13 protein-coding genes are annotated in these 13254 nt (G+C 68.6%); 7 read left to right on the plus strand and 6 right to left on the minus strand.

Going from position 1 to position 13254, the window contains the following annotated elements:
- Positions 1-81 precede the first annotated feature (81 nt).
- Positions 82-1578 carry a glycosyltransferase family 87 protein gene (locus OG446_RS18625; RefSeq protein ID WP_328895114.1) on the plus strand — a complete coding sequence of 499 codons (1497 nt, stop codon included), beginning with the start codon at positions 82-84 and terminating at the stop codon, positions 1576-1578.
- Between the two features lie 21 nt (positions 1579-1599).
- Here the strand turns inward: OG446_RS18625 and OG446_RS18630 are convergent, their stop codons facing one another.
- The 3 genes from OG446_RS18630 to OG446_RS18640 all read right to left on the minus strand — a co-directional run bounded on the left by OG446_RS18630 (position 1600) and on the right by OG446_RS18640 (position 4390).
- On the minus strand, positions 1600-2631 hold the full coding sequence (locus tag OG446_RS18630; RefSeq protein ID WP_136330867.1) for an alanine racemase: 1032 nt from the start codon (positions 2629-2631) through the stop codon (positions 1600-1602).
- A gap of 133 nt (positions 2632-2764) precedes the next feature.
- The gene (locus OG446_RS18635) at positions 2765-3883 is read right to left on the minus strand and encodes a lipid II:glycine glycyltransferase FemX (protein ID WP_219569104.1); all 1119 of its coding nucleotides are present in this window, start codon (positions 3881-3883) and stop codon (positions 2765-2767) included.
- A gap of 186 nt (positions 3884-4069) precedes the next feature.
- A complete protein-coding gene (locus OG446_RS18640; RefSeq protein ID WP_328895115.1) occupies positions 4070-4390 on the minus strand; it encodes a hypothetical protein in 321 nt (106 codons plus the stop codon).
- Between the two features lie 279 nt (positions 4391-4669).
- On the opposite strand from OG446_RS18640, the gene rpsF reads away from it, so the two are divergent.
- From rpsF to rplI, 4 genes are all read left to right on the plus strand, one after another.
- The gene (gene rpsF, locus OG446_RS18645) at positions 4670-4960 is read left to right on the plus strand and encodes a 30S ribosomal protein S6 (protein ID WP_148019639.1); all 291 of its coding nucleotides are present in this window, start codon (positions 4670-4672) and stop codon (positions 4958-4960) included.
- A 74-nt stretch (positions 4961-5034) separates the two neighbouring features.
- On the plus strand, positions 5035-5652 hold the full coding sequence (locus OG446_RS18650; protein ID WP_328895116.1) for a single-stranded DNA-binding protein: 618 nt from the start codon (positions 5035-5037) through the stop codon (positions 5650-5652).
- A gap of 43 nt (positions 5653-5695) precedes the next feature.
- Positions 5696-5932, plus strand: a complete 237-nt coding sequence (rpsR, locus tag OG446_RS18655) for a 30S ribosomal protein S18 (RefSeq protein WP_003967857.1) — start codon at positions 5696-5698, stop codon at positions 5930-5932.
- Between the two features lie 18 nt (positions 5933-5950).
- Entirely contained in the window at positions 5951-6397 is a 447-nt protein-coding gene (gene rplI, locus OG446_RS18660; protein WP_073733221.1) for a 50S ribosomal protein L9, read from the plus strand.
- Positions 6398-6593: 196 nt separating this feature from the next.
- On the opposite strand, the gene OG446_RS18665 is transcribed toward rplI, so the two are convergent.
- Positions 6594-7931 (minus strand): MATE family efflux transporter, encoded by a 1338-nt coding sequence (locus OG446_RS18665; protein ID WP_328895117.1) that lies wholly within the window; start codon positions 7929-7931, stop codon positions 6594-6596.
- Between the two features lie 459 nt (positions 7932-8390).
- On the opposite strand from OG446_RS18665, the gene dnaB reads away from it, so the two are divergent.
- A complete protein-coding gene (gene dnaB, locus OG446_RS18670; protein WP_148019636.1) occupies positions 8391-9869 on the plus strand; it encodes a replicative DNA helicase in 1479 nt (492 codons plus the stop codon).
- Positions 9870-9916: 47 nt separating this feature from the next.
- On the opposite strand, the gene OG446_RS18675 is transcribed toward dnaB, so the two are convergent.
- Positions 9917-10480, minus strand: coding sequence for a dihydrofolate reductase family protein (locus OG446_RS18675; RefSeq protein ID WP_328895118.1), 564 nt, complete (start codon positions 10478-10480; stop codon positions 9917-9919).
- 181 nt (positions 10481-10661) lie between these two features.
- On the opposite strand from OG446_RS18675, the gene OG446_RS18680 reads away from it, so the two are divergent.
- Complete coding sequence (locus OG446_RS18680) at positions 10662-12044, plus strand: serine hydrolase domain-containing protein (protein WP_328895119.1); 1383 nt, start codon at positions 10662-10664, stop codon at positions 12042-12044.
- A gap of 36 nt (positions 12045-12080) precedes the next feature.
- Here OG446_RS18680 and OG446_RS18685 read toward each other — a convergent pair whose 3' ends face one another.
- Positions 12081-13244 (minus strand): winged helix DNA-binding domain-containing protein, encoded by a 1164-nt coding sequence (locus tag OG446_RS18685; RefSeq protein ID WP_328895120.1) that lies wholly within the window; start codon positions 13242-13244, stop codon positions 12081-12083.
- Between the last annotated feature and the right edge of the window lie 10 nt (positions 13245-13254).

The raw sequence follows: 13254 nt of genomic DNA on the forward strand, positions 1-13254 counted from the left end.
AGCAGTATGACGAGGGCCGCCGCACCACGGGGTGCGGCGGCCCTCGACGTTTCCACAGTCCGGTACGGCAGGATGTGCGGCATGCCAAGCGCAGAGGACACGAGCGTGCACCAGGAACGGTCCGTCGTACGGCCCACGCACCAGGACGAGATCGCCGCGGCCGGCAGCGAGTTGATCGGTGGGAGGTCGGGGCGCTGGACCCGGCTCGGCAGCACCGCGCTCACCCCCGTGGGCGCTGTCGCGCTGGTGGCGATCGGGATGTTCGCGCTCGGTATGGTGCAGAAGCTGCCCTGCTACAACTGGGCGTGGTTCAGGGGTGCGGGCTCGCAGTACACCCATGCCTGCTACTCCGACATTCCGCATCTGTACTCCGGACGCGGCTTCGCCGAGGGTCTGGTGCCGTACTTCGACCGGCTGCCCGGTGACATGCAGTTCCTGGAGTACCCGGTCCTCACCGGTGTGTTCATGCAGGTCGCCGCCTGGTTCACCCCGGGCGGCTCCATGCAGGAGCAGGAACAGGCCTACTGGCTCGTCAACGCGGGCATGCTGATGATCTGCACCGCCGTCCTGGCCGTGTGTGTCGCACGCACACACCGCCGCCGCCCCTGGGACGGCCTGCTGGTGGCGCTGGCGCCCGCGTTCGCCCTCACGGCCACCATCAACTGGGACCTGCTGGCCGTCGCCCTCACGGCCGCGGCGATGCTCATGTGGTCCCGGAGCCGCCCCCTCGCGTTCGGCATTCTGATCGGGCTGGCCACGGCCGCCAAGCTCTATCCCGTGTTCCTGCTGGGCCCGGCCTTCGTCCTGTGCTGGCGGGCCGGGAAGTGGCGGGAGTTCTCGGTGGCGACGCTCGGCGCGGCCGCCTCCTGGCTGGTGGTCAACCTGCCGGTGATGGTGTTCGCGCCCGAGGGCTGGAAGAAGTTCTACACCTTCAGCCAGGAGCGCTCGATCGACTTCGGCTCCTTCTGGCTGGTCATCACCCAGCGCACCGGTGAATCCATCGAGGTCTCCACGGTCAACACGGTCTCCACGCTGGCGACGGTCGGCCTGTGCGCAGCGATCGGGGCGCTGACGCTGACGGCACCGCGCCGGCCGCGCTTCGCCCAGCTGGCGTTTCTCGTCGTCGCGGTGTTCATCCTCGTCAACAAGGTCTACTCACCGCAGTACGTGCTGTGGCTGATCCCGCTCGCCGTGCTGGCCAGGCCGCGCTGGCGGGACTTCCTGATCTGGCAGGCGTGCGAGGTCATGTACTTCCTGGGCATCTGGATGTACCTCGCCTACACGACGAGCGGGGACAAGCACCAGGGACTGCCGACGGAGGGCTATCAGCTGGCGATCGTCCTGCACCTGCTGGGCACGCTCTACCTCTGCGCCGTGGTCGTACGGGACATCCTGATGCCGGAGCGCGACGTGGTGCGGCGTGACGGCTCGGACGATCCGTCGGGCGGGGTTCTCGACGGGGCCGAGGACGTCTTCGTCCTCGGGCACGCGGCGGCGCATCCGCCGCGCCATGCCGCGTTCACCGAGACGGGACCGCGAGTGGAATGGGGCACGGCGGGCACGCCGGCCGCCGACTGAGCGACCGGCGGCCCGGGGGCCTCAGCGGTCGACGAGCCGGTCGAACTGGGTCGTCGTGTGACGCAGATGGGCCACCAGTTCGTCGCCCACCCGTGGCTCCTCCGCGTCCGAGGGCACGAACAGGATCGACACCTGCATGTGCGGCGGCTCGGCGAACCAGCGCTGCTTGCCGGCCCAGACGAACGGCGACAGGTTGCGGTTGACGGTGGCCAGCCCCGCCCGGGCGACCCCCTTGGCGCGCGGCATCACACCGTGCAGGGCCTTCGGGGCCTCCAGGCCCACGCCGTGCGACGTGCCGCCCGCGACGACGACCAGCCAGCCGTCGGAGGCGGCCTTCTGCTGCCGGTAGCCGAACCGGTCGCCCTTGACGACGCGCGTGACGTCGAGCACCGCGCCCCGGTACTCCGTCGCCTCGTGGTCACCCAGCCACAGCCGGGTGCCGATGCGGGCGCGGAACCGGGTCTGCGGGAACTGCTGCTGCAGCCGGCCCAGCTCCTCGGCACGCAGGTGGCTCACGAACATCGTGTGCAGCGGCAGCCGGGCCGCCCGGAGACGGTCCATCCAGGCGATGACCTCTTCGACCGCGTCCGAGCCGTCCGTCCGGTCCAGCGGGAGGTGCAGGGCGAAACCCTCGAGGCGCACGTCCTCGATGGCGGCGTGCAGCTGCCCGAGCTCCTCCTCCTTGACGCCGTGGCGCTTCATCGAGCTCATGCACTCGATGACGACACGGGCGCCCACCAGCGCGTGCACGCCGTCCACGGAGGAGACGGAGCGGATGACCCGGTCGGGCAGCGGCACCGGCTCCTCGCCCCGCCGGAACGGCGTGAGCACCAGCAGATCACCGCTGAACCAGTCCTTGATGCGGGCCGCTTCGTAGGTGGTGCCGACCGCGAGGATGTCGGAGCCGAAACGGATCGCCTCGTCGGCCAGCCGCTCGTGGCCGAAGCCGTACCCGTTGCCCTTGCAGACCGGTACCAGGCCGGGGAACTGGTCGAGCACGGATTTCTGGTGCGCCCGCCAGCGCGCGGTGTCGACGTACAGGGAGAGCGCCATGGCCGGTCCGGAACCTTTCTGGTGGCTGCGGTGGTGTCGGTGGTGTGCGGTGCTCCGGAAGCGCCTTCTCAGGTCCTGCCGGAAGAGCCCATTGAAACGAATAAAGCCGGTTTCGTCAGCCTTGCTCGGCGGATCAGCGGCGTGACATGTAGATGTCGAGAGCCTTGTGCAGCAGCTTGTTGAGCGGGAAGTCCCACTCACCGAGGTACTCCGCGGCCTGGCCGCCGGTACCCACCTTGAACTGGATCAGGCCGAAGAGGTGATCGGTCTCGTCCAGCGAATCGGAGATGCCGCGCAGGTCGTAGACGGTGGCACCCATCGCGTACGCGTCACGCAGCATCCGCCACTGCATCGCGTTCGAGGGACGGACCTCGCGCTTGTGGTTGGCCGAGGCGCCGTACGAGTACCAGACGTGCCCGCCCACGATCAGCATGGTCGCGGCCGCGACGTTCTCGCCCTCGTGACGCGCGAAATAGAGCCGCATCCGGTTGGGGTCCTCGTTGTTGAGGGCCGTCCACATGCGCTGGAAGTAGCCGAGCGGGCGCGGGCGGAAGTGGTCACGCTCCGCCGTGATCTCGTAAAGGCGCTGCCACTCGGCGAGCTCCGCGTAGCTCCCCTGGACGACCTCGACACCGGCCTTCTCGGCCTTCTTGATGTTGCGCCGCCAGAGCTGGTTGAAGCCCTTGTGCACGTCTTCGAGGGAGCGGTTGGCCAGCGGCACCTGGAAGATGTAGCGAGGCTGTACGTCACCGAATCCGGCGCCGCCGTCCTCTCCCTGCTGCCAGCCCATCTTCCGCAGCCGGTCCGCGACTTCGAAGGCACGGGGCTCGATGTGGGTGGCCTCGACGTCGCGCAGACGCTTGACGTCCGGGTCCTGGATGCCGGCCTTGATGGCGGCGGCGTCCCAGCGGCGGATGACGACCGGCGGGCCCATCTTCACGGAGAAGGCGCCCTGCTGCTTGAGATGCGCCAGCATCGGCTGCAGCCAGTCGTTCAGATTGGGGGCGTACCAGTTGATGACCGGGCCCTCGGGCAGATACGCGAGGTATCGCTTGATCTTGGGCAGCTGCCGGTAGAGCACCAGGCCGGCGCCGACGAGCTGGCCGCCCTTGTCGAACCAGCCCAGGCTCTCCGAGCGCCACTCGGCCTTCACATCCGCCCATGCCGGGACCTGCATGTGACTGGCCGCGGGCAGGCTCTGGATGTACGCCAGATGCTGCTCTCGGCTGATGGTCCTCAGGGTCAGGCTCATGCGGGGCGCTCCTCGGCAGGTGTGTCCCCATGGGTCAGGGGCTCCGGCTCTCGCGCCGAAGCCTACTGTGACCGGGAAGCGCGCGGTCTGGCCCCGTCGTGCGTGCGGTGCCGGTACGGCGCACGGGGCGGCCCCGTCCGTGGACGGCGCCGCCCCGCAGGCTGCCGGGGCGGTGCTGCGCCGCGGTCAGCCGATCACGCCGCCGAAGAGTCCGCCGTGGGCCATACCCAGGAAGAACCCGAGGCCGGCCGCGCCCATGCCGACCAGCAACGGGAACCTCTCCCGTGTGGTGGCGGAGATGTACAGCCCGTAACCGCCCGTGAGGAATCCGACGAGCCCGGCCCACGAGCTGATCAGATGCAGGCTGTGGAACATCGCCGTCACGAACGCGAGGGCGCCGAGAACCACCGTCACGGCCACCAGGGTGTCCTGGAGCGGGTGGGGCTTGCCGTCCGTCGCGAAGAGGGAGACGGAGGAGCGGGGGCGGGATCGCATTGCTTGTGCCATGGAGTACCTCCTGGCCGAAAGGCGGCGCGTCGTGGCGCCGCTCACACCCGATGTGTACAGATTGCGTCTCCTGACCACCGGATTTCAACCGGAAGCCGGTCTGCAGGTACTCTGTACGGTCTGCACCGGTGTCTGCCCAGGCCAGCACAGTCAGCCCCTTCTCGAAGGAGGGCGTTGTCAGTGGCGGCTGTTTTACTCGGAGACACTGTTGCTTACGCATCACGACCCTCCTGCCACGGAACGACCGTGGCCGCTGAGTCCAAAGGAGGTGGGTTCCACATGCGTCACTACGAGGTGATGGTCATCCTCGACCCCGATCTCGAGGAGCGAGCAGTCTCCCCGCTGATCGAGAACTTCCTCTCCGTCGTCCGTGAGGGCGAAGGAAAGGTTGAGAAGGTCGACACCTGGGGCCGTCGTCGGCTCGCTTACGAGATCAAGAAGAAGCCCGAGGGCATCTACTCGGTCATCGACCTGCAGGCCCAGCCTGCGGTCGTCAAGGAGCTTGACCGCCAGATGAACCTGAACGAGTCGGTCCTCCGGACCAAGGTCCTCCGTCCCGAGATCCACTGAGCTTCTAGCTCAGTGGTCATCGGGTTCGAGTAGCAGCAAGCAGCCAGAAGCAATCCCCGCCGAGAGGTTCATCCATGGCAGGCGAGACCGTCATCACGGTCGTCGGCAATCTCGTCGACGACCCCGAGCTGCGCTTCACCCCGTCCGGTGCGGCGGTCGCGAAGTTCCGCGTCGCGTCCACACCCCGCATCTTCGACCGGCAGACCAATGAGTGGAAGGACGGCGAAGGCCTGTTCCTCACCTGCTCGGTCTGGCGTCAGGCGGCGGAGAACGTCGCCGAGTCGCTCACGCGAGGCATGCGCGTTGTCGTGCAGGGCCGGCTGAAGCAGCGGTCGTACGAAGACCGCGAGGGCGTCAAGCGCACGGTCTACGAGCTGGACGTCGAGGAAGTCGGCCCCAGTCTCAAGAGCGCGACTGCCAAGGTCACCAAGACCACCGGTCGTGGTGGCCAGGGCGGCGGCCAGGGTGGATACGGCGGCGGCCAGCAGGGTGGCGGTAACTGGGGCGGCAGTCCCGGTGCTGGTGGCCAGCAGGGTGGTGGCGGTGCTCCCGCCGACGACCCGTGGGCCACGAGCGCGCCGGCCGGCGGCCAGCAGGGCGGGGGCCAGCAGAGCGGCGGAGGCGGTTGGGGCGGAAGCTCCGGCGGCTCCGGCGGTTCTGGCGGCGGCTACTCGGACGAGCCTCCCTTCTAGGGCAGCTCGTACCCCCACTTCTTGATCACACAGGAGAAACACCATGGCGAAGCCGCCTGTGCGCAAGCCTAAGAAGAAGGTCTGCGCGTTCTGCAAGGACAAGACCCAGTACGTGGACTACAAGGACACGAACATGCTGCGGAAGTTCATTTCCGACCGCGGCAAGATCCGTGCCCGCCGCGTCACCGGCAACTGCACTCAGCACCAGCGTGACGTCGCCACGGCTGTCAAGAACAGCCGTGAGATGGCGCTGCTGCCCTACACGTCCACCGCGCGATAAGGGAAGGGTGACCGAATCATGAAGATCATCCTCACCCACGAGGTCTCCGGCCTCGGTGCTGCTGGCGACGTCGTTGACGTCAAGGACGGGTACGCCCGTAACTACCTGGTTCCGCGTGGCTTTGCCATCCGCTGGACCAAGGGTGGCGAGAAGGACGTGGCGCAGATCCGCCGCGCCCGCAAGATCCACGAGATCGCCACGATCGAGCAGGCCAACGAGATCAAGTCCAAGCTCGAGGCCGTGAAGGTCCGTCTGGCCGTTCGCTCCGGCGACGCCGGCCGTCTCTTCGGCTCTGTCACCCCTGCCGACATCGCTTCGGCGATCAAGGCTGCGGGTGGCCCGGATGTCGACAAGCGTCGCGTCGAGCTCGGCTCGCCGATCAAGACGCTCGGCGGACACCAGGTGTCCGTGCGTCTGCACCCCGAGGTCGCTGCGAAGCTCGGCGTCGAGGTTGTTGCTGCCTGATCGGGCCGCACCTCAGCAGAACAGTGAAGGGCCGCACCCCGAGGGTGCGGCCCTTCGCCGTTGCCGGGCGGCTCCGTTTCACGTGAAACGGGGACCGGTCTCCACGTGAAACGGGACCGGTCTCCACGTGAAACGGGACCGGTCCCTACGAGGATCGGGACGGCTCTTCACTTGAAACGGGTCCGGAGCGGTGGGCTCAGCGGGTGGCGCCCGTGACCACCCATCTGCCGGAGCGGGCGCGAAGCCAGAGCGTCGCCATGCGTACGAGCATCATGAGAGCCATCGCGCACCACAGCGTGGTCAGGCCGCCCCCGAGGACGGGAACCAGCAGGGCCGCCGGGGCGAAGACCGCCAGGGTGACGAGCATGGCCCAGGCCAGATAGGTCCCGTCCCCGGCGCCCATCAGTACGCCGTCCAGGACGAAGACGACTCCGGCGACCGGCTGGGTCAGCGCAACCACCAGCAGGGCGGGGAACAGCGTGTCCTGCACGGACTGGTCGCTGGTGAAGAGCGGGACGAACAGCGGACGGGCAAGAACGATCAGTGCGCCGAACACGACGCCGGCGACGACTCCCCACTCCACCATGCGGCGGCAGGCCTCACGGGCGCCCTTGGTGTCACCGGCCCCCAGATAGCGCCCGATGATGGCCTGGCCCGCGATGGCGATGGCATCCAGCGCGAAGGCCATCAGGCTCCACAGCGACAGAATGATCTGGTGCGCGGCGATGTCGGTGTCGCCCAGCCGGGCGGCGACGGCGGTGGCGATGAGCAGGACGGCGCGGAGTGACAGCGTGCGGACCAGAAGGGGCACGCCTGCCCGGGCGCTGGCCTTGATGCCGGCGGCGTCGGGGCGCAGCGAGGCCCCGTGGCGCCGGGCGCCACGGACCACGACCACGAGATAGGCGACCGCCATGCCGATCTGGGCGATCACCGTGCCCCAGGCCGATCCCGCGATGCCGAGCCCGGCACCGTAGACGAGGCCGGCGTTGAGGGCCCCGTTGGCGGCGAATCCGCCGATGGCGACGTAGAGCGGGGTGCGGGTGTTCTGCAGGCCCCGGAGCACACCGGTCGCGGCCATCACCACGAGCATCGCGGGGATGCCGAGGCTGGAGATCCGGAGGTAGGTGGTCGCGTAGGGGGCCGCGGTGTCGGAGGCGCCGAACACCTCGACGAGCCAGGGGGCCAGGGGGAGCGCCAGGGCGATGACGGCGAGGCCGAGCAGGATCGCCAGCCAGATCCCGTCCATTCCCTGGCGGATCGCGGACGGCAGGTCGCCGGCACCGACCCGTCGTGCGACAGCCGCGGTGGTGGCGTAGGCCAGGAAGACGAAGATGCTCACGCCGGTCATCAGCAAGGCTGCGGCAACGGCCAGACCGGCCAGTTGTGGAGTCCCGAGGTGGCCGACGATGGCACTGTCGACCATCACGAAAAGGGGCTCTGCCACGAGGGCGCCGAAGGCGGGGACGGCGAGCGCGATGATCTCGCGGTCGTGTCGCCTGCGACGGGACGGCGGGGTCGCCGGTGCCTGGATCATGGGAGCCAATCTAATCTTCCACAGGTAATGGATGCAAGCGGTTTGCGATCCTTACAAATGCCGTGGAGTGACGTTCTGGCATGTGCCGGTTGCCGCGATCTTGTGCTGACTTGGAAAGTTTTTCTCCCCCACAGCCCGTGGATGGAGAAAGTGCAGGTCAAGCCGCTGATGGCGGCGTGGCTATGAGTTTGTCCACAGTGCTGTCCCCCGGTCCGTGCACAGGTTCTGCGGACTTCTCCACAGCATCTGGTCCGTCGTCCACATGCCCTGTGGATAACCAGATTGGCTGACGGTGCCGAGGCGCCTACCGTGGTCCGGCGCCCCCACCTCGTTTCGGCCCTGGAAACCCGCAGAACCCGACACACCGGAACCGGAGTCGGGCGTCTTGTTTGTCGGTGCCGTGCCGTAAGAAAGAGTGGCACGGCTAGGTCCGCGGAGCGGACGGGAGGAGGTGGCCGGATGAGCATTCCCGAGCCTTTGGACGATCCCTGGGCCGACACCGGTCCCAGCGACCGGCTGCCCGTTTCCCGCCAGCGTCGGGGTGAGAGCAGGGACCGCGGCGAGCAGCACGAGCGAGGCCGGGAGAGCAGCGGCTGGGAGGGCGGTTCCCCCGGGTTCGAGCGGGTCCCGCCCCAGGACCTCGACGCGGAACAGTCCGTCCTCGGTGGCATGCTCCTGTCCAAGGACGCCATCGCCGACGTCGTGGAGATCATCAAGGGCCACGACTTCTACCGGCCCGCGCACGAGACCGTCTATCAGGCGATCCTCGACCTCTATGCCAAGGGCGAACCGGCCGACCCGATCACGGTGGCGGCCGAACTGGTCAAGCGCGGCGAGATCACCAAGGTGGGGGGAGCTCCCTATCTGCACACCCTGGTCCAGTCGGTGCCGACCGCGGCCAACGCTTCGTACTACGCCGAGATCGTCCATGAGCGTGCCGTCCTGCGGCGGCTCGTCGAGGCCGGCACGAAGATCACGCAGATGGGATACGCGGCCGACGGCGATGTCGACGACATCGTCAACTCCGCCCAGGCCGAGATCTACGCCGTCACCGAGCAGCGGACCAGCGAGGACTACCTGCCGCTGGGCGACATCATGGAGGGCGCGCTCGACGAGATCGAGGCGATCGGTTCACGCAGCGGCGAGATGACTGGTGTGCCGACCGGTTTCACCGACCTCGACGCTCTGACCAACGGCCTTCACCCGGGCCAGATGGTCGTCATCGCGGCTCGCCCGGCCATGGGTAAGTCCACGCTCGCCCTGGACTTCGCCCGCGCCTGCTCGATCAAGAGCAATCTGCCCAGTGTGATCTTCTCCCTCGAAATGGGACGGAACGAGATCGCGATGCGTCTCCTCTCCGCCGAGGCGAGGGTGGCGCTGCACCACATGCGCTCGGGCACCATGACGGACGAGGACTGGACGCGGCTGGCGCGGCGGATGCCGGATGTCTCCGCGGCCCCGCTCTACATCGATGACTCCCCGAACCTCTCCATGATGGAGATCCGGGCGAAGTGCCGTCGGCTGAAGCAGCGCAACGACCTCAAGCTGGTGGTCATCGACTATCTGCAGCTGATGCAGTCCGGTGGCTCGAAACGTGCCGAGAGCCGTCAGCAGGAGGTCTCGGACATGTCCCGAAACCTCAAGCTGCTGGCCAAGGAACTCCAGCTGCCGGTCATCGCGCTCTCCCAGCTGAACCGTGGCCCCGAGCAGCGCACCGACAAGAAGCCGATGGTCTCCGACCTCCGTGAGTCCGGATCGATCGAGCAGGACGCCGACATGGTGATCCTGCTGCACCGCGAGGACGCCTACGAGAAGGAGTCGCCGCGTGCGGGCGAGGCGGACCTGATCGTGGCCAAGCACCGTAACGGTCCGACGGCGACGATCACCGTCGCCTTCCAGGGGCACTACTCGCGCTTCGTGGACATGGCGCAGACCTGACCTGGCGGGCGTGTACGCGGCAGCCGGCCGAGTCGCGTGACGGGCGCTCAGCGCCTCGTCTCGTACCTGGTCAGGATCACGCCGCAGGGAAGCGTCCGCGTCTCCACCAGATTCAGGTTCACCCAGTTGTCCAGCGCGGTGAAGAACGGTGTGCCGCCGCCCACCAGCACCGGCGCGGTGGCCAGCACGTATTCGTCGATCAGCCCGGCCCGCATGGCCGCCCCGGCGAGCGTCGCGCCGCCGATGTCCATCGGACCGCCGTCCTCTGTCTTGAGCCGGGTGATCTCGGCGACCGCGTCGCCGGTGACCAGACGGGTGTTCCAGTCGACCTCGTCGACCGTCGAGGAGAACACCACCTTGGACATGTCCCGCCAACGGCGCGCGAACTCGATCTCCGCCGGGGTGGCGTGGGGCTGCTGGTCGCCGGTCGGCCAGTAGGAGCTCATCGTCCGCCACAGCTTGCCGCCGTACAGCGACAGCTCGGTCGCCTGCAACTGGTCGGACCAGAACTGGAACAGCTCGTCGCTCGGCACGCTCCAGCCGATGTCGTCGCCGGGCGCGGCGATGTAGCCGTCCAGGGTCAGGTTCATGCCGTAGATCAGTTTTCGCATGGCGCCAGCCTTTCGTGAGTCGGTCTCACGTGTGCAGACCAACACGGCACGGGAAACCCATCGGTGCGTGATCCGGGCTCGTACGCAGTGCCCCTGCTCGGTGGCTCGGCCGCAGACCCGGGACGCGGTGTCCGCCGGGAATGAGGTCGCCAACGGGCTGTGCGGAAGGTAGTTGTTGACGATGACTTCCTCTGATCAACAGTTGCTCCCGAGTACCCGGCGCGCGTTGCTGCACCGCATTGCCACCGCCCAGGCCGAGGGCCGCTCGCCTTCTCTGGCCGCTGCCGTGCAGCGACAGGGCCAGGTCGTCTGGAGCGGTTCTCGCACCTGTGTAGACGGGCACGCACCGGATGCCGATACACAGTTCAGGATCGGTTCCCTCACGAAGACGTTCACCGCCGTGCTGGTCCTGCGCCTGCGGGACGAAGGCCTGCTGGATCTCGCCGATCCGCTGGAGAAGCACCTGCCCGGTACGGGTGTGGGTGACGTCACCGTTCATCAGTTGCTCGGCCACAGCGCGGGGCTCGGCGCCGAGTCGCCCGCGCCCTGGTGGGAGCGGACTCCCGGCAGTCTGCGTCCCGAACTCGAGGACGTGCTCGGCGAGCAGAGCCGGATGCATCCCGCCGGCCGTCGGCACCACTACTCCAACCCCGGCTACACACTGCTCGGTGCACTGGTCGAAGCGGCACGCGGAGCGTCGTGGGCGGAGGTGCTGCGGAACGAGATCCTGGAGCCCTTGGGCATGCACCGTACGACCCCGCAGGCACAGGCCCCGCATGCAGGCGGCTGGGCCGTGCACCCGTGGGCGGACGTCATGCTGCCCGAACCGGCCGAGGACCTTGGCCTGATGGCGCCGGCCGGGCAGCTCTGGTCCACCACGGCCGATCTTCTCCGGTTCGCCGCGTTCCTTGCCGAGGGAGACGACCGGGTGCTCGCGGCCGCGTCCGTGGCAGAGATGAGGGCGCCGGCCGCAGCGCCCGAGTCGGGGGACTGGGACGGCCAGTACGGCCTGGGCCTTCAGGTGGTCCGGAGGAAGGGCCGCACGCTAGTGGGGCACACGGGGTCGCTGCCGGGCTTTCTGGCAGCGCTCTGGTTCAGCGTCGAGGACGATGTGGCGGCTGTCGCGTTCGCCAATGTCACGTCCGGCGTGCCGGTGGGCGAGGTGGCCGCCGAGCTCGTGGGCATCGTCGCCGAGGCGGAGCCTCGTATCCCGGATCCGTGGCGCCCGCTGCCCGAGGTGGACGACGAGCTTCTGGCGCTGACCGGCCCTTGGTACTGGGGCACGCGTATGAACATCCTGCGGCTGACCCCCGGCCGCGGGCTCGAACTGCAGCCCCTGAACGGCCAGGGACGTGGTGCCCGTTTCACCGCCCGCCCCGACGGTACGTGGATCGGGCTGGACGGCTACTACGCGGGGGAGACCCTTCGGGTCGTACGGAATGACGACGGCAGCGTGAACCATCTGGATCTCGGGTCGTTCGTCTTCACCCGTGAGCCGTACGATCCCGCAGCGGCCGTTCCGGGGGGCGTGGACGAGGACGGGTGGCGCGGCCTGGGGAGTTGAGCGGCCCGTTTCACGTGAAACGGTGTGCGGAGCCGGTCAGCCCGTCAACTCCCTTTCCAGCGGCGTGCGGAAGCGCGGTGTGATCCGGACCTCGCCGACCCAGTGCGCCAACCGGGATGCCTCCGCCTCGATCGCGGTGGAGGCATCCCGGCCGACATCGGTGAGCAGCCGCCAGACCGGCTCCCCATCGGCGCGCAGAGCCCAGCCGCCCACGATCCGGCCGTTCCACCACACGGTGGGGCCGACATTGCCGGAGCGGTCGAAGAGTGCCGCCCGGTGTTCGGCCGGGAGGTGGAATCCGCGATCGGCCCATCCCATGGCGCTCGGGTCGAGCGCCGGCAGCAGGGCGGCCCAGGGCTCGGGCGCCGGCTCGGGCCCCTGGTCCCCGGGTGCGACCCAGGCCGCGGCGCCGTTGTCGAGCCGTACCTCTTCCGCCCCCGCGTCGGCCAGCGCCCTGCGGACCTGGCCGAGTCCCCAGCCCGTCCACCACTTGAGGTCTCCCTCGGACGCGGGGCCGTACGAACGGAGCCAGCGCAGGGCCAACTCCGTCTGCGCCCAGCTGGTTTCGCGTCCGGCACGCGGCTCGGAAGCTGTCCACCGGAACTGGCTGGAGGTCCAGGATCCTCGCGGCCGGTCCCGCCGGATCCGTCCTTCGGCGGCCAGCACCCGGATGACCCGTGAGGCCACGCCCTGCACCGCCTCCTGCTTCTTGCCGGGAAAGACGGTGATCTTGGTGCGCAGAGCGGGTACGGCGGCGGAGAGTTCGGTGCCCGTGGCAGAGCCCCGGACGGTGAGGGTCGCGAGGACGGACTCCTCGGTGGCGGCCAGCCATTGCTCGTCCAGCCCGTTGCCGTCCTCCGTCAGGTGTTTCACGAGGGTCCGGCGTTCCTTGGCGGCGACGGCGCGCGCATTCGACGCCTCGACCAGAGGAGCCATCTCCTCCGATACGACGAAGAGGGTATTGCGCATGGAGAGCAGCCGGACCAGCGACACATCCTCGTAGAGGTGCTTCTCCACGGCGGTGACCTCAGGCGCCCTCAGCCGAGCGCACGCCGACAGGAACACGGTGGCTGCGTCGGTGGCGTGCAGGGCGACGAGGGCGTCGGCCACCGTTACGGGGGACTCCCGCCGCATCGACGGGGCCAGGAGGTGGCGTCGCCCGATCCTGATGCGGCGCTGCTCGTCGCTGATGCGGTGCACGGTCGCTCCC

The sequence above is a fragment of the Streptomyces sp. NBC_00236 genome (assembly GCF_036195045.1).
Classification (GTDB): domain Bacteria; phylum Actinomycetota; class Actinomycetes; order Streptomycetales; family Streptomycetaceae; genus Streptomyces.

What these genes read in the sequence shown, in the direction of transcription:
- OG446_RS18625 (WP_328895114.1), top strand. Translation starts at nt 82, where the DNA reads ATGCCAAGCGCAGAGGACACGAGCGTGCACCAGGAACGGTCCGTCGTA.
- OG446_RS18630 (WP_136330867.1), bottom strand. Translation starts at nt 2,631, where the DNA reads ATGGCGCTCTCCCTGTACGTCGACACCGCGCGCTGGCGGGCGCACCAG.
- OG446_RS18635 (WP_219569104.1), bottom strand. Translation starts at nt 3,883, where the DNA reads ATGAGCCTGACCCTGAGGACCATCAGCCGAGAGCAGCATCTGGCGTAC.
- OG446_RS18640 (WP_328895115.1), bottom strand. Translation starts at nt 4,390, where the DNA reads ATGGCACAAGCAATGCGATCCCGCCCCCGCTCCTCCGTCTCCCTCTTC.
- rpsF (WP_148019639.1), top strand. Translation starts at nt 4,670, where the DNA reads ATGCGTCACTACGAGGTGATGGTCATCCTCGACCCCGATCTCGAGGAG.
- OG446_RS18650 (WP_328895116.1), top strand. Translation starts at nt 5,035, where the DNA reads ATGGCAGGCGAGACCGTCATCACGGTCGTCGGCAATCTCGTCGACGAC.
- rpsR (WP_003967857.1), top strand. Translation starts at nt 5,696, where the DNA reads ATGGCGAAGCCGCCTGTGCGCAAGCCTAAGAAGAAGGTCTGCGCGTTC.
- rplI (WP_073733221.1), top strand. Translation starts at nt 5,951, where the DNA reads ATGAAGATCATCCTCACCCACGAGGTCTCCGGCCTCGGTGCTGCTGGC.
- OG446_RS18665 (WP_328895117.1), bottom strand. Translation starts at nt 7,931, where the DNA reads ATGATCCAGGCACCGGCGACCCCGCCGTCCCGTCGCAGGCGACACGAC.
- dnaB (WP_148019636.1), top strand. Translation starts at nt 8,391, where the DNA reads ATGAGCATTCCCGAGCCTTTGGACGATCCCTGGGCCGACACCGGTCCC.
- OG446_RS18675 (WP_328895118.1), bottom strand. Translation starts at nt 10,480, where the DNA reads ATGCGAAAACTGATCTACGGCATGAACCTGACCCTGGACGGCTACATC.
- OG446_RS18680 (WP_328895119.1), top strand. Translation starts at nt 10,662, where the DNA reads ATGACTTCCTCTGATCAACAGTTGCTCCCGAGTACCCGGCGCGCGTTG.